General features: G+C 71.6%; 16 protein-coding genes and 2 pseudogenes. 10 read left to right on the top strand and 8 right to left on the bottom strand.

The annotated features are described in order from the left end of the window. The first annotated feature begins 361 nt into the window (after positions 1 to 361). Entirely contained in the window at positions 362 to 1,027 is a 666-nt protein-coding gene (locus tag OG580_RS29180) for an HNH endonuclease (RefSeq protein WP_267046626.1), read from the top strand. On the opposite strand, the gene OG580_RS29175 is transcribed toward OG580_RS29180, so the two are convergent. Next, positions 963 to 2,312, bottom strand: a complete 1,350-nt coding sequence (locus tag OG580_RS29175) for an MFS transporter (protein WP_267046625.1) — start codon at positions 2,310 to 2,312, stop codon at positions 963 to 965. The two genes, OG580_RS29180 and OG580_RS29175, sit on opposite strands and share 65 nt — an antisense overlap. A 73-nt stretch (positions 2,313 to 2,385) precedes the next feature. On the opposite strand from OG580_RS29175, the gene OG580_RS29170 reads away from it, so the two are divergent. Continuing rightward, positions 2,386 to 3,360, top strand: coding sequence for an ArsR family transcriptional regulator (locus OG580_RS29170; RefSeq protein ID WP_267046624.1), 975 nt, complete (start codon positions 2,386 to 2,388; stop codon positions 3,358 to 3,360). Positions 3,361 to 3,441: 81 nt separating this feature from the next. On the opposite strand, the gene gcl is transcribed toward OG580_RS29170, so the two are convergent. Next, the gene (gcl, locus tag OG580_RS29165) at positions 3,442 to 5,229 is read right to left on the bottom strand and encodes a glyoxylate carboligase (RefSeq protein WP_267046623.1); all 1,788 of its coding nucleotides are present in this window, start codon (positions 5,227 to 5,229) and stop codon (positions 3,442 to 3,444) included. Between the two features lie 236 nt (positions 5,230 to 5,465). Here gcl and OG580_RS29160 point away from each other — a divergent pair. From OG580_RS29160 to OG580_RS29145, 4 genes and pseudogenes are all read left to right on the top strand, one after another. Further along, positions 5,466 to 5,729 (top strand): annotated as a pseudogene (locus tag OG580_RS29160) (hypothetical protein); the annotation flags it as partial. Between the two features lie 840 nt (positions 5,730 to 6,569). Continuing rightward, positions 6,570 to 6,965: pseudogene (locus OG580_RS29155) on the top strand (hypothetical protein); the annotation flags it as partial. Positions 6,966 to 7,066: 101 nt separating this feature from the next. Further along, positions 7,067 to 7,909 (top strand): TIGR04222 domain-containing membrane protein, encoded by an 843-nt coding sequence (locus OG580_RS29150; protein WP_267046622.1) that lies wholly within the window; start codon positions 7,067 to 7,069, stop codon positions 7,907 to 7,909. Positions 7,910 to 7,928: 19 nt separating this feature from the next. Continuing rightward, a complete protein-coding gene (locus tag OG580_RS29145) occupies positions 7,929 to 8,444 on the top strand; it encodes a GNAT family N-acetyltransferase (RefSeq protein WP_267046621.1) in 516 nt (171 codons plus the stop codon). A 251-nt stretch (positions 8,445 to 8,695) separates the two neighbouring features. Here the strand turns inward: OG580_RS29145 and OG580_RS29140 are convergent, their stop codons facing one another. Both OG580_RS29140 and OG580_RS29135 read right to left on the bottom strand, forming a co-directional pair. Continuing rightward, positions 8,696 to 10,285: an AMP-binding protein gene (locus OG580_RS29140; RefSeq protein ID WP_267046620.1), complete on the bottom strand. Its 1,590-nt coding sequence runs from the start codon at positions 10,283 to 10,285 to the stop codon at positions 8,696 to 8,698. Further along, the gene (locus OG580_RS29135; protein WP_267046619.1) at positions 10,282 to 11,967 is read right to left on the bottom strand and encodes an AMP-binding protein; all 1,686 of its coding nucleotides are present in this window, start codon (positions 11,965 to 11,967) and stop codon (positions 10,282 to 10,284) included. The genes OG580_RS29140 and OG580_RS29135 overlap by 4 nt, the downstream gene beginning before the upstream one ends. A gap of 266 nt (positions 11,968 to 12,233) precedes the next feature. Between OG580_RS29135 and OG580_RS29130 the strand changes: the two genes are divergently transcribed. Continuing rightward, complete coding sequence (locus tag OG580_RS29130) at positions 12,234 to 13,067, top strand: LuxR C-terminal-related transcriptional regulator (RefSeq protein ID WP_267046618.1); 834 nt, start codon at positions 12,234 to 12,236, stop codon at positions 13,065 to 13,067. A gap of 97 nt (positions 13,068 to 13,164) precedes the next feature. On the opposite strand, the gene OG580_RS29125 is transcribed toward OG580_RS29130, so the two are convergent. Further along, a complete protein-coding gene (locus OG580_RS29125; RefSeq protein ID WP_267046617.1) occupies positions 13,165 to 14,316 on the bottom strand; it encodes a winged helix DNA-binding domain-containing protein in 1,152 nt (383 codons plus the stop codon). A gap of 221 nt (positions 14,317 to 14,537) precedes the next feature. Between OG580_RS29125 and OG580_RS29120 the strand changes: the two genes are divergently transcribed. The 3 genes from OG580_RS29120 to OG580_RS29110 all read left to right on the top strand — a co-directional run bounded on the left by OG580_RS29120 (position 14,538) and on the right by OG580_RS29110 (position 17,163). Beyond that, a complete protein-coding gene (locus OG580_RS29120) occupies positions 14,538 to 15,647 on the top strand; it encodes a magnesium and cobalt transport protein CorA (RefSeq protein WP_267046616.1) in 1,110 nt (369 codons plus the stop codon). Between the two features lie 221 nt (positions 15,648 to 15,868). After that, on the top strand, positions 15,869 to 16,465 hold the full coding sequence (locus OG580_RS29115) for a hypothetical protein (RefSeq protein WP_267046615.1): 597 nt from the start codon (positions 15,869 to 15,871) through the stop codon (positions 16,463 to 16,465). Continuing rightward, a complete protein-coding gene (locus OG580_RS29110) occupies positions 16,462 to 17,163 on the top strand; it encodes a hypothetical protein (RefSeq protein ID WP_267046614.1) in 702 nt (233 codons plus the stop codon). The genes OG580_RS29115 and OG580_RS29110 overlap by 4 nt, the downstream gene beginning before the upstream one ends. 191 nt (positions 17,164 to 17,354) lie before the next feature. Here OG580_RS29110 and OG580_RS29105 read toward each other — a convergent pair whose 3' ends face one another. The 3 genes from OG580_RS29105 to OG580_RS29095 form a co-directional block, all read right to left on the bottom strand. Beyond that, positions 17,355 to 17,615, bottom strand: coding sequence for a tyrosine-type recombinase/integrase (locus tag OG580_RS29105; protein WP_267046613.1), 261 nt, complete (start codon positions 17,613 to 17,615; stop codon positions 17,355 to 17,357). Positions 17,616 to 17,776: 161 nt separating this feature from the next. Further along, positions 17,777 to 18,601 carry a hypothetical protein gene (locus OG580_RS29100; RefSeq protein WP_267046612.1) on the bottom strand — a complete coding sequence of 275 codons (825 nt, stop codon included), beginning with the start codon at positions 18,599 to 18,601 and terminating at the stop codon, positions 17,777 to 17,779. A 48-nt stretch (positions 18,602 to 18,649) separates the two neighbouring features. Next, positions 18,650 to 18,934, bottom strand: a complete 285-nt coding sequence (locus OG580_RS29095) for an AlpA family transcriptional regulator (protein ID WP_267048167.1) — start codon at positions 18,932 to 18,934, stop codon at positions 18,650 to 18,652. Positions 18,935 to 18,968: the final 34 nt, after the last annotated feature.

Here is an 18,968-nt window from a genome sequence, read left to right as displayed (position 1 = left end):
GAAAGAAGGGGACAACCGGCACGCTCGTCGGCACCGCCGCGGTCCCAACGCCCAGCCCCCTCCCCTCGGGGCCCACAGAATCCGTCCGGCGGCGCGAACGTCCTGTCGCGCCAGCCTCGTGCCGTCGGACGGGCATCACCGGAGAGCGCGGAACCAGGTTTACGGTCCTTGGTTCCGCGCTCTTCTCCGTGTGCGCGATTCTCCGGTACGGGCTCCACACGCACGGGATCCTCGTGCGCGGGAATCGTCCGTACGGCGCTGTCGAGCGCATCGTTTCTGCGGTGAAGATCCGCACCCGCTCGGAGGAGCGCACCGCGATTCGGGCTCCTCGCGCCCCACACCCGGCGCTATCCACTGGTACATGATCAAGAACCTGATGCGCGGCCTCGCGCCGCTCGCCCTGATCCTGTCCCCACTCGCCGTCCCCTCCCCCGCACTCTCCGCCAACGTCATCCTCTTCCCCGACGCGCTCGCCGAACTCACCGAGGCGGCCGAGGACCCGGACGGCTTCAAGGAGACGGCGTTCCGCCACTGGAACCAGGGCCTCGACCCCGCCGACGGCTGCGACACCCGCTCCGAGGTCCTCGTCGCCGAGGCCGACGACGCCCCGAAGGCCGGCGCCGGCTGTGCGCTGACCGGGGGCCGGTGGACCTCGGCCTACGACGGCCAGAGCGTCACCGACCCGGCCGCCCTCCGCGTCGACCACCTCGTCGCCCTCGAAGAGGCCTGGCAGTCGGGCGCCTCCGGCTGGACGGCCGCCCGGCGCGAGCAGTACGCCAACGACCAGGGCGCCGCCGCGACGCTCGTCGCCGTCACGGCACGCAGCCAAAAGGAGAAGGCCGGGCGCGACCCCGCCGAGTGGGTTCCCGCGGACTCCACCCGGTACTGCCGCTACGTCGGCGAGTGGGTGAGCACCAAGCTGCGCTGGGGTCTGTCCGCCGACAAGGACGAGGTGGAGGCGCTCAAGCTGTTCGCCGACGGGCCGTGTGAGGAGACGGTCGTGATCCGCTCGAAGGCGCCTCAGTAGGAGGAAGTGCCGACCCGTCGGCGCTCTGGTCGGTCTTCAGGCCGGCACTCTGGTCGGTCCTCGGGTCGGCACTCAGGTCGGCACTCAGGTCGGTCCTCGGGTCGGCACTCAGGTCGACACTCGGCTCGGCCGCCTTCCGGTCGGCCCGGGCGAGCGCCAGGGTCACGGTGAGCGAGGCGACGGCGAGCAGCACCATCCCGGTCCGCGGTGACGTGTACTGGGCGAGGGTGCCCGCCAGCGCCGCGCTCACCCCCTGGAGGGCGAGCATGCCGGAGGTGTGCAGCCCGAGGGCGTGACCGCTCAGCTCGTCCGGCACCAGGGCCATCAGCCGTTCCTGGTGCAGCAGGCTCGCCCCGTACCCGACGGCCGACACGGTCACCACGGCGAGCGCGAGCGGCAGCCCCGGGTCGAGGGCGAACACCAGGAACGGGGCCGCGAGCAGCGCCTGGAGCGGGTAGCGGAGCGGGCCGCGCAGCCGGGCCGGTACGAAGCGGCCGACGGCCGTGTCCCCGACCAGCATCCCGAGCCCGGCGCAGGCGAAGAGCAGCCCGGCGCGCTCGGGGGCGTACGGCACGAAGAGCGACTCGCAGCCGACGATCAGCCCGTTGGGCACCCACAGGGCGAGGTAGCAGCGACGGCGGGCGGGCGAGGACCACAGCCTCCGGTTGGTACGCCAGGTCTCGCCGACCGAGGCCCGCCCGGCGGCGCGGGGCGCTCGCTCCCCGAGGCCGAGACGGGCGACGAGGGCCGCGACGAGATACAGCCCGGCGCCGACGAGGACCGTGCCGCGCGGCGAGAGGATCGCGACCAGGACCCCGCCGGTCGCGAAGCCGCCGATCTGGCAGACGCCGACGGCCATGTTCGTGACCGAACGGCCGATGAGGTAGTCCTCGCGGGCCAGGATCTCGTTCAGCAGCCCGTAGCGCACCCCGCCGCCGAGCGAGGCGACGAGCCCCTGGGCCAGGAGGATCGCGAAGACCGCCCAGGTCGGCAGGGCGGGGACCGCCAGGACCGCGGTGCACAGCGCGAAGAAGAGGGCGATCCCGGCGAGCGCGGTGCGCGGCCGGAGCCGGTCGGCGGCGGAGAGCAGGGTGGTCGCGCCGACGAGCTGGGCGAGCGAGGGCCCGAAGAGCGCGAGGGCCGAGAGGAGCGGGGACCCCGTCGCACGGAACACGAGGGTGGCGAGCCCGAGGCCGGCGAGGGTCTGGGCGACGTTGTGGGCGGTGCCGGTGAGGAAGAGCGGGGTGAACTCGGGGGTACGGAAGAGCGCGCGGTAGCGGGACATGCCGGGAAGTCTCGGGGCGGTCGGTCCGCGCCGGTACTGTTTCGCGTGGAGGCGAAAGGACGGGCGCTCACCCATGGGCTGGTGGCAGATCGGTACGGACTCCCTCGCCGGGAGCAGGTTCGTCGTCTCGCCGCTCGCCGAGACGATCGCGGCCCTGAAGATCCTGGACGCGGCCGCCGGCACCCACCCCGGCGAGCGGGCCTGGCTGGCGACGCACCTGCCCGCGTACCGCGAACGTCTCGCCGCCGAACCGCTCGACGCGCTGCTCGTACGGGCGGCACTGGGGCCCACCTGGAACGCCGACTTCCTGACGCCGACGCCGACGGGCGAGCGCGAACGGTCCTTCGAGGAGGAGGTCGCCGCGGTCCGCGAGGCGGAACCCTCCGACGCCGTACCGCAGTTGGAGGTGGCGGTCGGCGGCCCCGTACCCGAGCCGCTGCGGTCGGCGAGGGATCTGCCGCACCGGATGGCGGAAGTCCTGGAGTGGGTGTGGCGGGAGACGGTGCTGCCCGACTGGCCGCGCCGCCGCCGGGTCCTGGAGGCCGATGTCGTGGCACGGACCGCGCGATTGGCCCGGGACGGCTGGGTGGCGGCGCTCGACGAGCTGTCCCCGGGGAAGATGCGCTGGCTGGGCGACGGGCGGCTCCAGGTCAACCCCCGCGCGTATCCGCCGAGACGGGTCGACGGCGGCCGGCTGCTCTTCGTCCCCGTGACACCGCACCAGGCGTGGGTCTCCTGGGAGGGCTCCGAGCGGTTCGCCATCGTGTACGCGTGCTCCGGCGCCCTCACGGGCGAGACGGGCGCCCTCGCACCCGAGGCGCTCGGCGCGCTGCTCGGCGGGGCGCGCGCCGGGGTCCTCGTACGGCTCGAAACCCCCAAGTCCACCAGCCAGTTGGTGGCCCTGACCGGGCAGGGCCTCGGGTCGGTGGGCCGGCACCTGAAGGTGCTGCGGGACGCCGGGCTCGTACGGAAGGGGCGGGCGGGGCGTTCGGTGCTGTACGAGTGGACGGAGGCGGGCGCGGTGCTCGTGGGGGCGGCGCGGCAGTGAACGGGGAACGGCCCCCGTCCCGGTGCTCATCGGGACGGGGGCCGTGTCACGGCGCCCGGGGTCGGACAGCCTTCAGGGTCGTCAGACCTTGAGGGCCTTGATCGCGGTCGGCGCGTGGCCGGGCTCGGTCGCGAGCTCCTCGAACTCGGTGACGTCGCTCATGTCGACCGTCTTGCTCATCGCGATGTTGGTGATGCGCTCCAGGATGGCCTCGACGACGACCGGGACCTGGAACTCCTGTGCGAGCTTCTTGGCCTCCTCGAAGGCCTCGCCCAGCTTGTCCGGGTCGGTCACGCGGATGGCCTTGACGCCCAGACCCTCGGCGACCTTGACGTGGTCGACGCCGTAGACGCCGATCTCCGGGGTGTTGATGTTCTCGAACTCGAGGTTGACCTCGAAGTTGATGCCCAGACCGCCCTGCGCCTGACGGATCAGCCCCAGGTAGGCGTTGTTCACGAGGACGTGGACGTAGGGGACCTTGTGCTGGGCGGCGACCGCCAGCTCCTCGATCATGAACTGGAAGTCGTAGTCGCCCGAGATCGCGACGATCGGGGTCTCCGGCTCCGCGGTGGCGGCACCGATGGCGGCCGGGATGGTCCAGCCGAGCGGGCCGGCCTGGCCGCAGTTGATCCAGTGGCGCGGCTTGTAGACGTGCAGGAACTGCGCGGCGGCGATCTGGGAGAGACCGATGGTGGTGACGTACCGGGTCTCCGGGCCGAAGGCCTTGTTCATCTCCTCGTAGACGCGCTGCGGCTTCAGGGGGATGTCGTCGAAGTGCGTGCGGCGCTGCAGCGTCGCCTTGCGGTCCTGCGCGGACGCGGCCCACGCGCTGAAGTCGGGCAGCTTGCCGGCCGCCTTCAGCTCCTTGGCGATCTCGATGAAGAGCTCGAGCGCGACCTTGGCGTCGGAGGCGATGCCGAAGTCCGGGGCGAAGATCTTGCCGAGCTGGGTGGGCTCGATGTCGACGTGGACGAACTTGCGGCCCTTGGTGTAGGCGTCCAGGTTGTAACCGGTGTGACGGTTGGCCCAGCGGTTGCCGATGCCCAGGACGAGGTCCGACTCCAGGAACGTGGCGTTGCCGTAGCGGTGGGCCGTCTGGACACCGACCATGCCGGCGGCCAGCTCGTGGTCGTCCGGGATGGTGCCCCAGCCCATCAGGGTGGAGATGACCGGGACGTTGACCAGCTCGGCGAACTCGACCAGCAGGTCGGAGGCGTCGGCGTTGATGATGCCGCCACCGGCGACGATCAGCGGGCGCTCCGACTCCAGCAGGAACCGGATGGCCTTCTCGGCCTGGGCGCGGGACGCCTGCGGCTTGTAGACCGGCAGCGGCGTGTAGGTCTCCGGGTCGAACTCGATCTCGGTCAGCTGGACGTCGATCGGCAGGTCGATGAGGACCGGGCCGGGACGGCCGGAGCGCATCAGGTGGAAGGCCTGCTGGAAGACGCCGGGGACCTGCGCGGCCTCCAGGACGGTCGTCGCGGCCTTGGTCACCGGCTTGGCGATGGCGGCGATGTCGACGGCCTGGAAGTCCTCCTTGTGGAGCTTCGAGACCGGGGCCTGGCCCGTGATGCAGAGGATCGGGATCGAGTCGGCGATCGCCGAGTACAGGCCGGTGATCATGTCGGTGCCGGCGGGGCCGGACGTACCGATGCAGACGCCGATGTTGCCGGCCTTGGCGCGGGTGTACCCCTCGGCCATGTGCGACGCGCCCTCGACGTGGCGGGCCAGCGTGTGGCCGATGCCGCCGACGTTCTTGAGCTCGCGGTAGAAGGGGTTGATCGCCGCGCCGGGCACGCCGAACGCGGTGGTGACGCCTTCGCGCTTGAGGATCTCAACGGCCGCTGCGGCGGCGGTCATACGAGGCATGGGAGTGCTCCTGCTTCGGCCGGTCGGAGGCAGGCGCCCCTCGGCGGCTCGGGGAGCCGGGGAGGCCTGTTTCCGTAATGCGGAAATACTGTTCTGCTATACGGAAGCAATGTAGGTCGGGGCGCGGAGAGCCGTCAAGAGAAGTCCGCCCCGCGGGATCACCGAAGTGGCCGAACTCCCTCCCCCGAGGTGTCCGATGGGTGGACGATGGGGCGGAACGACAGGGGGTCGGGGTTGTGGCTGAGTCGGTACCGGTGCGTTGCCCGGAGTGCCTTCGTACGCAGGCGTACGCGGCACCCGTCTTCCCGTGCGCGTGCGGAAGCCCGGTGGCGCCACCGGTGACGGCGGGCGCGACGGCGGAACCGATCACGCACCGGAACTGGACGGACGAGTGGGTCACCGTCCGCTGCGGAGCCTGCGGCCGCGAGGACGACTGGCCCCACCCGGAACTCGGCTGCGCCTGCGGCACGGTCCTCCGGGTCCCGGTCCGCCCGGTGGACGCGGAGACCCCGGTGGACGGCGGGCCGCAAACGGCGCGGGGCGGGGACGGCGCGACGGGCGGCGCCGACGACGGCGCGGGAGGCGCGGGACGCCTGGGGGGCTTGGGCGGCCCGGGAGGCCTCGGTGGCTTGGGTGGCTTGGGTGACCTGGGCGGCTTCGGGGGCTTGGGGGACCTGAGCGGCTCGGGTGGCTCGGGCGGTACCGGAGGCACCGGAGGCACCGGAGGCTCAGGAGGCACCGGAGGCTCAGGAGGCACCGGAGGCTCAGGAGACCGCAGGGGCCCGGGTGACCTCGCCGGTCCGGACGGCCCGGCGGGCTTGCGCGGCTCGACGGGAGTCGGCGGCGCGGGCGGCGCTGAGGCTCGTGTCCTGCGGGGACCGGTCGACACCGGCGGTACGTTGTCGCCGCCCGACCTTCGGACTCCTCCGCCCTCACCCGCCTCGGGCCCGGTCGGCGGATCCGGTCACGCGGGACCCTCCGGTACGCACCCGGGCGCTGCCCCGGGTGGTCACGGCGCGGCACCCGGCGGGCCCGGTGGCCCAGGGGGCCGGGGGCTCATCCCGCCCACGGCCGCCGGCGGGACCTTCGGGCCCCGGCCGGAAGCCGCGCCCACGCGCCCCAGTACGGGAGGGCCCGGTGGGACGGGGGCGGAGGCGCCCAGTGGTCCGGCCAGGCCCCGTGCGGTCGAGCCCGGGTCGGAGTGGTTCGGCAGGGGCCCGAGCGGGCGGGACGGCGGCGCCGCGGGCGACCCGGGCGTGCCGCACCCGTCCCGTACCCATCGATCGTTCGCCGAGCGGTACCCCACGCACACCCCGCCGCCCCCCGTGGCCCCGCGCCCGGCGCCGGTGCGGGGCGCGTTCCGGCCGGTGACGATCCGGACCGCGCGGGACGCGGTGGCCGCGGCCGCCGGATACCTCCGCTGGCTCGGTTTCCGGGATGTCGTCCAGCCCGAGGACCGCCCCGCCTCCGGCGTGGACCTGCGGGCGCCGGGGCTCGTCGCGCAGGTGGACCCGAGCACGCGGCCGGCCGGACTGCGGGCCGTCGAGTGCCTCTGGCTCAACGGTCTGAGCACGCCCACCGCCAGCGTGAGCGCGTTCTTCTCGCTGGCCGGCTACACCCCGGAGGCCCGCAAGCGCGCCGCCGAGATCGGGCTCCCGCTCTTCGTCCTCGACCTGACCGGCACCCCGCAGCCCGTCAACAACGCCGCCGACGAGCTCGCCGCCGGTGGCGCCTGAGCTCCGGCGGAGCACGATCCCCCTCCCCCTCCATCCGAAACCGGCCATTCACGCGTGACGATCACGCTCCCCCGGGCACAACACCCTCGGGGGGTGGCGTCATGCCGACGATGTTGTGGTGGTTCATCGGAGTGTCCTGCGCGGAACTGGCGCTCGCCGCCGCGCTGTTGCGAACCCGCAGCCAGGAAACCGAGGGGTGGCCCAGCGGCGCCGAGCCGCCTCCGCAGGCCCTCGCGCTGCTGCGGGGAGGGCGGCGGGCGGCCGTCACGGTCGCGCTCGTGGCACTGCACCAGCGCGGGGCGGTGGCCGCCGGCCGCAAACGTACCGTTCGGGCCAACGGAGGCCCGGGGCGGACCCGTGACCCCGTCCAACTCGGCGTCCACGGGGCCCTGCACCGGGCCCTGGCGCTGCGGGCCCTCGCCCTGCGCCCCGAGGCCCGGCGAGCCGTGGACGCGCTGCGCGCCGAGCTCGGCCGGGCCGGGCTGCTGCGGCCGCCCACCCGGCTCCGGGCCGCACGCGTCCTGCTCGCGTGCGTACCGCTGACGGTCGGCGCCGGGCTCCTCGCGGCCTGGGCCCACGCGGGGTACGGAGGCGCGTCCGGCACAGGACTGGGCGGCGGTCCCGGCGGCGTGGGCGCCCTCCTCGCGGTCACCGTCGCCCCGGTCCTCGTCGCGGTCGCGCTGCTGCGGCTGCCGCCGGCCACCCGGGCGGCGCGGCAGCTGCTCGCCGGTCTGCGGGAGCGGCATCCGCTGCCCGCGCACCGGCGCGAGGTGACGGACGGACGCCTCGTCCAGCTGTACGTGGCGCTGTACGGGGATCCGGCGCTGGCCCTGTTCCTGCCCCGCTTCTCCCGCGACGGGGGCCTGCTCGACCGCCCGCGCGAACCGGACCGGAACCGGCCGCCGCCGGAGCCCGGCAGGGGTGCGGGCCACCCCTCCGCCTGACGTCGCGCCATACTGTCGTATGCGCATCAGAGCGGCCGCTCCGGCCGAACTCCCGCTGCTCCAGGACATCGAACGGGCGGCGGGCGAGCCGTTCCGTTCTCTCGGCATGGCGGCGATCGCCGACGACGACCCCCTGCCCCTGGACGTCCTGGAGGCGTACCGCTGCGAGGGACGGGCCTGGGTGGCGGTGGACACGGCGGACCACCCGGTCGCCTACCTGCTCGCCGACATGGTCGACGGCTCCGCCCACATCGAGCAGGTGTCGGTGCACCCGGCCGCGGCCCGTCGGGGCGTCGGCCGGGCGCTGATCGAACACCTCGCGGCGGCCGCCCGCGAGCAGGGCCTGACGGCCCTGACCCTGACGACCTTCACCGAGGTCCCCTGGAACGCCCCGTACTACACCCGGCTCGGCTTCCGCCCGCTGGCCGAGTCGGACCCGGCGCTGACGGAGGGCCTGCGCGAGATCAGCCGCGCCGAGGCGGCCCACGGCCTCTCGGTCTGGCCCCGGGTGTGCATGCGCCGGGAGGTCTGCTGACGGGGGCGGTCAGCGGACCTCCCGACACGGAAGGGGCAGGCCGGAGAGCCTGCCTGCAGGGGAGGGTCCGGCCGGAAAGCCCGCCGGCGCGGAAGGGGCCGGCGGGCGAGCCCGCCGCCACGGGAGGGTCCGGCCGGAGAGCCCGCCGCCACGGGAGGGTCCGGCCGGAGAGCCCGCCGCCACGGGAGGGTCCGGCCGGAGAGCCCGTCAGTACGGGGGCGCCGGCGGGAGAGCCCGCCGGCACAAGGCCGTCAGTCGGTCCCGTACCGCTCCCGCAGCTCCACCTTCCGCACCTTGCCGCTCACCGTCATCGGGAACTCGGCGAGGACCTCCACCCTGCGCGGGATCTTGTAGTGGGCGAGCCGGCCGCGGCAGAAGGCGGTGATGTCCTCCAGGCTCGGCGGGTCGGCCGGGTCCCGGGGGATCACGCAGGCCAGGATCTCCTCCCCGTACCGCGCGTCGGGCACGCCGACGACCTGGACGTCGGCGATCTTGGCGTGCCCGTAGAGGAACTCCTCGATCTCGCGCGGGTACACGTTCTCGCCGCCCCGGATGATCATGTCCTTGATGCGGCCGACGATCTGGACGTACCCGTCGTCCCGCATCACCGCCAGGTCCCCGGTGTGCATCCAGCGGCCCGCGTCGATCACCTCGGCGGTCTTGTCCGGCTCTTCCCAGTAGCCGAGCATCACGCTGTAGCCGCGGGTGCAGAGCTCCCCCGCCGTGCCGCGTTCCACGGTCAGTCCGGTCGCCGGGTCGACGATCTTGACCTCGACGTGCGGCAGGACCCGGCCGACGGTTCCCGTGCGGCGCTCCAGGTCGTCGTCGCGCCGGGTCTGGGTGGACACGGGCGAGGTCTCGGTCATGCCGTAACAGATCGACACCTCCGCCATGTTCATCTCGGCGACGACCCGCTTCATCACCTCCACCGGGCAGGGCGAACCGGCCATGATCCCGGTGCGGAGGGTGGAGAGGTCGTACGTGGCGAAGTCGGGGAGGTTCAGCTCGGCGATGAACATCGTCGGCACCCCGTACAGGGAGGTGCAGTGCTCCTCCTGCACCGCGCGGAGCGTGGCCGCCGGGTCGAAGGAAGGGGCGGGGATCACCAGGCAGGCGCCGTGCGAGGTGGCGGCGAGGTTGGCCATCACCATGCCGAAGCAGTGATAGAAGGGCACCGGCACGCAGATCCGGTCCTGCTCGGTGTAGGCGATCATCTCCCCGACGAAATAACCGTTGTTGAGGATGTTGTGGTGGGAGAGGGTGGCCCCCTTGGGGAAGCCGGTGGTCCCCGAGGTGTACTGGATGTTGACCGGCTCGTCACAGGAAAGCGGCTCCGGGCGCGACTCCCCCGCCGTCCGCGTGAGGAGTCCGTCCCAGCTCGGGTCTCCGAAGTAGACGACCTCCCTCAACTCACGGCACTCCCGCCGCACTTCCTCGACCATGGCCCGGTAGTCACTGCCCTTGTGGGTGAGCGTGGCGAAGAGCAGGGAGATGCCGGCCTGGTTGAGCACGTACGCCAACTCGTGGGCACGATAGGCGGGGTTGATGGTGACCATCACGGCGCCGATGCGGGCGGTGGCGTACTGGACGAGGACCCACTCGGCGCAGTTCACCGCCCAGATGCCGACCCTGTCACCCTTCCGGACACCGCTGCCGAGCAGCGCCTCCGCCAACCGGTCGACGTCGGCGCCGAATCGGGCGTAGGTCCAGCGCCGTCCGCCGGGGACGTCGACGAGCGCCTCCCGTTCGGGCCAGGTGGCGACGGCCCGGTCGAGGTTGGCGCCGACGGTGTCGCCGAGGAGGGCGGTGCCGGACGCCCCGTGCGCGTACGAGAGCGTCATGCGAGGTCTCCTTCGGTGTACTCCTTGCCGCCGCCCTCGGCGGTGAGCCGGCGCAGTTCCACGCGCCGGATCTTTCCGGAGACGGTCTTGGGCAGCTCGGCGAACTCGATGCGCCGGACGCGCTTGTACGGGGCGAGGACCGCGCGCGAGTGGGCGAAGAGGGCCTTCGCCGTCTCGGCGTCCGGCTCCCATCCGGCCGCGAGGACGACGTACGCCTTGGGGACGGCGAGCCGCAGCGGGTCGGGGGCCGGGACCACGGCGGCCTCGGCGACGGCCTCGTGCTCCAGGAGGGCGCTCTCCAGCTCGAAGGGGCTGATCTTGTAGTCGGAGGCCTTGAAGACGTCGTCGGCACGCCCGATGTACGTGATGTAGCCGTCCTCGTCCCGCGATCCGATGTCACCGGTGCGGTAGTAGCCGCCCTCCATGGCCTCGGCCGTACGCTCCGGGTCACCGTGGTAGCCGGTCATCAGGCCCACCGGGTGGGCGGACAGGTCGAGACAGATCTCGCCCTCCTCCACGTCCGCCCGGCCGCTCACCGGATCGACGAGCGTCACCCGGAAGCCGGGGCTCGGGCGGCCCATGGAGCCCTCCTTGAGCCGCTGGCCGGGGCTGTTGGAGACCTGCACGGCCGTCTCCGTCTGGCCGAAGCCGTCCCGGATGGTGACGCCCCAGGTGCGCCGTACCGACTCGATGACCTCGGGGTTGAGGGGTTCGCCTGCGGCGACGACCTCGCGCGGCGGGGTCTTCAGCTGCCCGAGGTCGGCCTGGATCAGCATCCGCCAGACGGTCGGCGGGGCACAGAAACTCGTGACGCCGTGCCGCCCCATCTCGCTCATCAGACGGTCCGGGTCGAAGCGCGTGTAGTTGTGGATGAAGACGGTCGCCTCCGCGTTCCACGGCGCGAAGAGGTTGGACCAGGCGTGCTTGGCCCAACCGGGCGAGGAGATGTTCAGGTGCACGTCGCCGGGCTTGAGGCCGATCCAGTACATCGTCGAGAGGTGCCCGACCGGGTACGAGGTGTGGGTCTGCTCGACGAGCTTCGGGCGGGCGGTCGTCCCGGAGGTGAAGTACAGCATCAGCGTGTCCCCGGCGAAGGTGACGCCGTCGGGCTCGAAGTCGGCTGACTCCTGGGCCGCGTGCTCGTACCCGAGCCAGTTCACCCCGTCGCCGCCGATCGCGATCCGGGTGTAGTCGCCGGGGACGTCGTCGAACTTGGCGGTGTCCTCGGCACGTACGAGGACATGGCGGGCGCGCCCCCGCTCGACGCGGTCGCGCAGGTCGGCGGGGCCGAGGAGGGGGGTGGCGGGGATGACGACGGCGCGCAGCTTCATCGCGGCGAGCATGGTCTCCCACAGCTCGACCTGGTTGCCGAGCATGACGATGATCCGGTCGCCCGCGCGAACGCCCGTGGAGCGAAGCCAGTTGGCGACGCGGTTGGAGCGGGCGGACATCTCGGCGAAGCTGACCTTCGTCTCCGAGCCGTCCTCCTCCACGATGTGCAGGGCTGTTCTGTCGTTGCCGGCGGCGATGACGTCGAACCATTCGAGCGCCCAGTTGAAACGGTCGGGCCTGGGCCAGGTGAAGCCCTCGTAGGCCGTCTCGTACGCTTCGCGATGGTGGAGCAGGAAGTCCCGGGCTGCCCGGAACTCCTCCGTCGCGCTGGTGGCGCTCGCTGCCGTCATGTGTCCTCCTCGTTGCGGGACCGGTCCCGGACATCGTGTAATCGGTGACCCAGGTCTCACTACCCCCGTTCGGGGGTGAACCAGCCGTCCGAGCAGCGGGTGACCGCGACCGGCGGCATCGAAGGGCCGAGGGCGCGGGCCGAAGGGTCGGAAGGCCGGAAGGCCGAAGGGTCGGAAGGCCGAAGGGTCGGAAGGCCGAAGGGTCGGAAGGCCGAAGGGTCGGAAGGCCGAAGGGTCGGAAGGCCGAAGGGTCGAAGGAGAGAACGGTGCGTGAGCACGTCGAATCGGTGGAGCTGCGCGGCGCGCTGTCGCGGCTGCGCCGCACCACCGGGCTCCCGGTCGTGTTCGGGGGCCTGCTCCGCGACGGCCGCGCGCTGCGGATCGACGAACTGAACGGGGCGGTGACACCGGCGCTGCGGGGCCTCGCGATCTCGACCGGCTCGGGCCTCGGGGGGAAGTGCCTGGCCCTCTCCCGGCCGTGCGCGGTGACGGACTACCCCTCGGCGCGGCACATCACCCACGAGTACGACGGGCCGGTCTCGGCGGAGGGACTGCGCTCGGTGATCGCGGTGCCGGTCGTGGTCCGCCGCAAGATGCGCGGTGTGATGTACGGGGCCCTGCGCGACGCGCTGCCGATCGGCGAGCGGGTCTTCGACGCGGCGGTCGCGGCGGCGCGGGACCTGGAGCAGGCACTCGTCGTACGGGACGAGACGCGGCAGCTGCCGGCCCCGCCCCCGTCGGAACCGTCCTGGGAGGAGGTGCGGCAGGCGTACGGGGACCTGCGCGCGCTGGCGCCCCGGGTGGCCGATCCTGAGCTTCGGGAACGGCTGCTGGAGGTGTGCGGGCTCCTGGGGTCGGCCTCCGGCGCGTCGGTGTCGCCGGTCGCGGGGGCGCACGTCCCCGGGGTGACGCTGACCCCGCGCGAGACGGACGTGCTGGCGGCGGTGGCCTTGGGGGCGACGAACGCGGCGGCGGCGGCGCGCCTCGGGCTGCGACCGGAGACGGTGAAGGGCTATCTGCGCTCGGCGATGCGGAAGCTGGGCGCGCACACCCGTCTGGAGGCGGTGGTGGCGGCGCGCAGGGCGGGCGCGCTGCCGTGAGGCCGCGGACAGGCCGCTACAAGGCGGCCGCGGACAGGCCCTACGGGTCGCGGGCAGGCCCTACATTCGCGGGGCCACCGGCGCCCCTCCCCCCGGATCACGAGACTCCGGTGGACGGACTTCCCGGCTCCTGGAAGACGATCTCGTACCCGTGCGAAAGGCCCTGCGGGGCCATGATCCGCAGGGTCCGCTCGGCCTCGGCGAGAAGCTCCCCCCGCTGACCTCGGTCGATCGCGCCGAAAGGCTCGATCCTCATGGTGACGCGCTCCTCGGTCTCGTCCAGGTGCCAGAGGCCGGCGAGGAGGCCGTCGAGGAGGAAGACGGAGAAGGCCCGGTTGCCTTTCCAGGTGCGGGAGCGGCCCTCGGGGGTGACGACGCGGGTGCGGTCGGCGTGCGACAGGAGCAGGTTGTCGAACTCGGGCAGGAAGCGGGGCGGGGCGGGTGTGTCCTCGTCGGGGCGGGGCGCGTCGGGGAGGTCGAACAGCTCGGTGCCGCGCTGGTCCTGGAAGACGAGGAGCTGGGGCCGCAGGCGTTCGAAGGCCTCGCGGAGGCGGGTCAGACCGCTCCAGGTCTGCATGTCCTTGACGGAGGCGGGCCCGAAGGCGGCGAGGTAACGCACCACGGTCTCGTCGACGTCCGCGGTCTCCACCGGGACCTCGTCGCCGAACCAGGTGTCGGTGGTGGTGAGGGCGACCTGCCCGCCGCGCCCCCAGAGGCCGCGCGGGGTGACCTGGACGAGGGGAAGGAGGCAGCGGGCGGCGAGCGAGAGGGACTGCGGGTCGGCGCCGGGCCACTCCTTGAGGAGCTCCTCGCGGAGCTGCTTGGGGGTACGGGGCCGCTCCACGACGAGCTCGCGGGCGAGCCGGGCGAGCCGGTCGAGGTCGACGCCGTCCAGCCCCTTGCGGGCGACGAAGATCGCGAGCTCCCGGTCGATGGCCCCCGGCTGCACGAGCCGACGGAGGGCGACGGCGTCCCGGGCCGTGTGGGTGTGCACGGTGGAGCGCATGGTCACGATGCGGGCGACGGCGTGGGACTCCATGAGCGCGGACAGCTGCTCGGGCCGGAATCCTTCGAGACGGGCGGCGAGGGCGTAGTACGGGGGCTTGGTGTTCTGTGCCTGGAGCCCGAGCAGATGGGCCACGGCGTCCTCGACGCCGAGCGGGGCGCGGCGGAGGAGCAGCTGACGGTCGAGGGTGGCGCGGTTCAGGGCGCGGGGGCTGAGGACCGGGTGCTTCGTCGTGGAGGCCATGGACGGCACGCTACGGCGCCTTGCGGACAGAAGCGTTCCGCAATGCGCGGGAGAGCTTCCCGAGCCGCGAGGATGACCGCCGGATATCCTACCCAAAGCCCCAAACGCCCCACCGAGGCCACCACTGCCACCACGACCGAGACCGAGACCGAGACCGAGACCACGACACCGACACCGACAGAACCAAGAACCCACCGACACTCCCGGGAGGCGAAAGCCCCGTGTCGTCCGACCGCCACCCCCGCGCGGCCTGGCGCCGCCATCCGGAACCGCCGCCCGGGCCGTCATCGGCGCCCCACCCCACGGACGGGCCGAGCATGGTGCAGGCGAGCCTGTACCGAGACGGTCGACGCGTCTCCTCCCCCACCACGCTCGCGGACACGTTCCGCCAGCTGCGCGAGCACCCGGACGGCATGGCCTGGATCGGCCTGCAACGCCCGACCGAGGCGGAACTCCACTCCCTGGCAGCCGAGTTCGATCTCCACGAGCTGGCGGTGGAGGACGCGCTGGAGGCCCACCAGCGCCCGAAGCTGGAGCGGTACGGCGACACCCTCTTCGTCGTCCTGCGCGCCGCCCGGTACCTGGACGCCCAGGAGGAGGTCGACTTCGGCGAGCTCCACATCTTCGTGGGCCCGGACTTCCTGATCACGGTCCGCCACGGCGCGGCCCCCGACCTCTCCTCGGTCCGCCGCCGCATGGAGGAGAACCCGGACCTCCTGGCCCTGGGCCCGGAAGCGGTCCTGTACGCGATCCTCGACGCGGTGGTCGACGGCTACGCCCCGGTGGTGGCCGGCGTCCAGAACGACATCGACGAGATCGAGACGGAGGTCTTTGGCGGAGACCCGGCGGTGTCCCGCCGTATCTACGAACTCTCCCGCGAAATGGTCGAGTTCCAACGGGCCACCCGCCCTCTGGTGGGCATGCTCCACGGCCTGATGGCCGGCTTCGCCAAGTACGGCACGGACGAGGAACTCCAGCGCTACCTCCGCGACGTCGCGGACCACGTCACCCACACCAGCGAACGCGTGGACGGCTTCCGCCAGGCCCTGACGGACATCCTCACGGTCAACGCGACCCTGGTCACGCAACAACAGAACGCGGAAATGCGCGCCTTGGCGGAAGCCGGCTTCGAACAGAACGAGGAGATCAAGAAGATCTCGTCGTGGGCGGCCATCCTGTTCGCACCCACGCTGGTGGGAACGATCTACGGGATGAACTTCGACAACATGCCGGAGCTGCACTGGGCGGGCGGGTATCCGTTCGCAGTGGTGCTGATGGCGGTGGTGTGCACGAGCCTGTACGTGGTCTTCAAGAAGAAGGACTGGCTGTAGCCACCCACCCCAGACTCTTGATCTACTTCGCATGAGCAAACTTCGGATGTCACCTTCAGAAGCCCCTGGGGAGAATCCGGGGAGAATTGGCGACGCCGAGGCTGCGGGCCGCAGCCTCCCAGACCACAGGACTCTCCCGGCCTCCGAAAACTCTCCGTGACGAACGGCTACGGTGAGGCGTCAGCAGATCGCCTTGGATCACGTTCGTCCGGAGGTTGTCCTTGCTTCGTCTCAGCGCATTCGCCGTCACCACAGCCCTCGTCCTCGGCAGCACTCCCGCACAAGCCATGGACGAGCTGGAGGAGCTGACCGTGATGTCGAACGAGCAGTACGAGGAGATGCTCGGCAGTCGGGGGCGGGCCGCCGCACCGCCTGTGGCGACGCCCCGTATCGAGAGCTCGGAAGCCGCCTCGGCGGCTCCGGGCTGGGCCACGGTGAAGTTCAACAGCACGGACCGACGCGGCAAGGTGGTACCGACCCGGGTCGGAAACAACGAACTTGGCTGGAAGCACTTCTCCAGCCCGCACAACATCACGAACCCCGACGTCGTCAAGAAGATCATCGGCGGCACCAGCAACCCGACGACGAGCAGGGACAAACCGCACCGGCTCGTCTACGACGGTGCCCTCGTAGCAAAAGGCGGGCTGCTCGATCCGCCCCGCAAGATCGCCAACATCCGCATCATCGTCCAGTACCACTGGCAGACGGCGGACAACCGATACTCCCTCAGCGACAGAAACGCCAAGATCGGCGTCATCACGGCCTACTGCCGCAGCGTCCCCCGCAACCGCTGCCCCGACAAGGTCAACCAGACATGACCGAGGAGCTGTCACCGGAGTGGGACGGCGAGAGACTGGCGGACCTGCACCGCATCCTGATGTGGCAACTGCTCCGCTTCGCATCGGCGCCACTCTCGGGCACCACCGACGTGTGGCTCGTCCGCGGTGTGCTGCTGCCCCCGGAACGACGAGGCATCACCCGTGTCGTGCTCTGGGATGGCCGTCGCCTGGAGCGCTCGGTCGCGTACGACGTGCCTCTGATCCATCCACGAGGCGACAACATTCCCTGGACCCACCTGGTCGCAGCTCTCCGGCAGGTCCTCGTCCATCCCCCCGCACCCGACGACACCGACCCCGTGGGCATCCCGATCGCGGACGCCCGTCGACACGTGCTCGACGCCCTCGACCAGGTCACGTTCGAGCTCGGAGACGCCCTCCACGCCTCCGCCTTGATGCTTCAGCCCGAAGACAAGCCGGACGACAGGAGTCACCTGCGACTGGACGGCTTCCTCCTGCAGGACGACACCACCGCGCGCTTGTACGTCACCGCACCCGACACCGCAGGCCCCCTCGGGCTCGACGTCTCCCTCCTCGACCTGAACGGCCGAGTCCGTGTCGGCAACACGGCCCTCATGGCCGCACTGCCCTCACTCGTCCCCGACGAACTCGACGGCAACCGCTCCTCCGCCGTAGACCCCTATGCCCCTGCCGGCGTCTTTGACCTCACCCACTGGTGAGACACCCGCAAGAGCGCATGGCCGTCCAGAAAACGCCCGAGGTCTTGGGGACGGCCGGCGACCGAGACGGGGGGTTGTCGTCAAAGGGAACGAAGTACGGAGTGCGGGTCCGCCGCAAGAGCCTCACCGGCCGAACCCGACAGGCAGCCCAACGACAGCGGGGGCACAGCGTGTGCTGTGCCCCCGCTCGCTCACGCCAAGGTGAGGTTCTCCGGGACATACTCGGGGACCACGCCGAGCAGCGCGTCGACGGCTGCCCTGCCCTTGCCGCCGGCCTCCGGCATGAAGTGGGCGTAGTGGTCGAGGGTGATGGTCGGGCTGGAGTGGCCAAGCCATCGGGCGAGAGTGACCACGGACTCTCCGGCTTCGAGGATGATCGAGGCGTACGTGTGCCGGAGGATGTGGAAGCCGTCCTTGCGGGAAGCCTTCCAGCTCCCGCCCTTCTCCCGCATGGGATGACCCCGGCTTTCGCGAGCCCGGGCTTCCACACCTCGACGTTGAAGACATTCGCCCGGATGGCGTTCCCCTACGTCGTGGTCAGAACGAGCGGGAAGGCTCGCCTCTCCCGCTCGGGCTCCGGTCCGCCCCACGGCAGCTCGACCTCCACGGCCGGTTACTGCAGGAAATGGGCGGCCAGCTCTGTGGCAACCGAGCGGGGCATGTCGACGACGCGGGTCTTCCCACCCTTGGGCAGGGTGAAGTACAAGCGGCCATTGAGCAGTTGCACCTGCCGTCGTACGCGGATGACGCCGCGCTCGAAGTCGATGTCCTGCGGCGAGAGGCCGAAGACCTCGCCTTGCCGTAGGCCGCACCCGAGGGCGAGGACCACCGCGATCCGGTAGCGCGGGTTGATGACGTCCCATACGCACTGCGCGGTCTCCAAGGACCATGCTTCCCGCTGGTCCTCGGGCGCCTTGGGCCAACGCACCGACTTGGCACGCATGGGGTTGCGGACGAGCCGCTTGTCGTCGATCGCCGTCTCGAAGATGTTCGAGAGGGAGGTGAGGATCTGCCGGGCGTACCGAGGTGCGCATTCGCCTTCGAGGGTGGCGATGTAGCCGCGCAGGACGGTCGCGGACACATCCCTGAGCGCCACCTCACCAAGATGGGGCAGGACATGGAGCCGTACGCGCTCATCGATCCGCTTGACCGTGCCCGGCGCACCCCGCACACCCACCTTCCAGTAGCGGGTGACATAGTCGGCGACGGTGATGGATCCGTCGCGCGGGTCCACGAACTCTCCGCGTTCGCTGTCGGTGCCGGCGCGGCGCAGCCACGCCTTGGCGTCCTCCAGGACATCGAACGACATGTCCCGGACGCCAGGGATTCCGGCGACACGGTATCGAGTGCCCTTCCCGTAGCGGGCGGTGCGTTCCCGCTTGCCGGTCACGGGGTCCCGCTTCTTGTTGATCCAGCGGTCTTCGATGTAGCCGGCCAAGTATCTCCTCGCAGATAGACGTTCGGCAGCTGTCTGCCAGGTGGAGGGTCAGGCGGTGGCCGTGCAGTCGGCGCGGCGCTGCGGCACGGCGTTCGCGGGGTTCAGGAGGGGATTGGAGCGGGAGTCCGCCCGCTCCTGCTCGCGCACCCACGCGTCGAGGGCATCGAGCCGGTACGTCACTCGTCCGCGGGCGCCCAGTCGGAAGCTCGGCGGCCCTTGTCGACGGTGCCGCCAGATGTACAACGTGCGCGGCGAGATCCCAAGATATGCCGCCGCGTCCTTCACTCCGAGAAATGCTCGATCGATAGTGCGGAGGTATTCGACTAGGGGCATACCAGGAGAGGAAATATGGGTGACGACGGACAAA

This window comes from Streptomyces sp. NBC_00094, from assembly GCF_026343125.1.
Taxonomy (GTDB): domain Bacteria; phylum Actinomycetota; class Actinomycetes; order Streptomycetales; family Streptomycetaceae; genus Streptomyces.
The sequence above is the reverse complement of the archived record's forward strand: the minus strand, read 5'-3'. Positions and strand labels throughout refer to the sequence as shown.

Coding starts and splice junctions, on each gene's coding strand:
- OG580_RS29180 (WP_267046626.1), top strand. CDS start 362: ATGATCAAGAACCTGATGCGCGGCCTCGCGCCGCTCGCCCTGATCCTG.
- OG580_RS29175 (WP_267046625.1), bottom strand. CDS start 2,312: ATGTCCCGCTACCGCGCGCTCTTCCGTACCCCCGAGTTCACCCCGCTC.
- OG580_RS29170 (WP_267046624.1), top strand. CDS start 2,386: ATGGGCTGGTGGCAGATCGGTACGGACTCCCTCGCCGGGAGCAGGTTC.
- gcl (WP_267046623.1), bottom strand. CDS start 5,229: ATGCCTCGTATGACCGCCGCCGCAGCGGCCGTTGAGATCCTCAAGCGC.
- OG580_RS29150 (WP_267046622.1), top strand. CDS start 7,067: ATGCCGACGATGTTGTGGTGGTTCATCGGAGTGTCCTGCGCGGAACTG.
- OG580_RS29145 (WP_267046621.1), top strand. CDS start 7,929: ATGCGCATCAGAGCGGCCGCTCCGGCCGAACTCCCGCTGCTCCAGGAC.
- OG580_RS29140 (WP_267046620.1), bottom strand. CDS start 10,285: ATGACGCTCTCGTACGCGCACGGGGCGTCCGGCACCGCCCTCCTCGGC.
- OG580_RS29135 (WP_267046619.1), bottom strand. CDS start 11,967: ATGACGGCAGCGAGCGCCACCAGCGCGACGGAGGAGTTCCGGGCAGCC.
- OG580_RS29125 (WP_267046617.1), bottom strand. CDS start 14,316: ATGGCCTCCACGACGAAGCACCCGGTCCTCAGCCCCCGCGCCCTGAAC.
- OG580_RS29110 (WP_267046614.1), top strand. CDS start 16,462: ATGACCGAGGAGCTGTCACCGGAGTGGGACGGCGAGAGACTGGCGGAC.
- OG580_RS29105 (WP_267046613.1), bottom strand. CDS start 17,615: ATGCGGGAGAAGGGCGGGAGCTGGAAGGCTTCCCGCAAGGACGGCTTC.
- OG580_RS29095 (WP_267048167.1), bottom strand. CDS start 18,934: ATGCCCCTAGTCGAATACCTCCGCACTATCGATCGAGCATTTCTCGGA.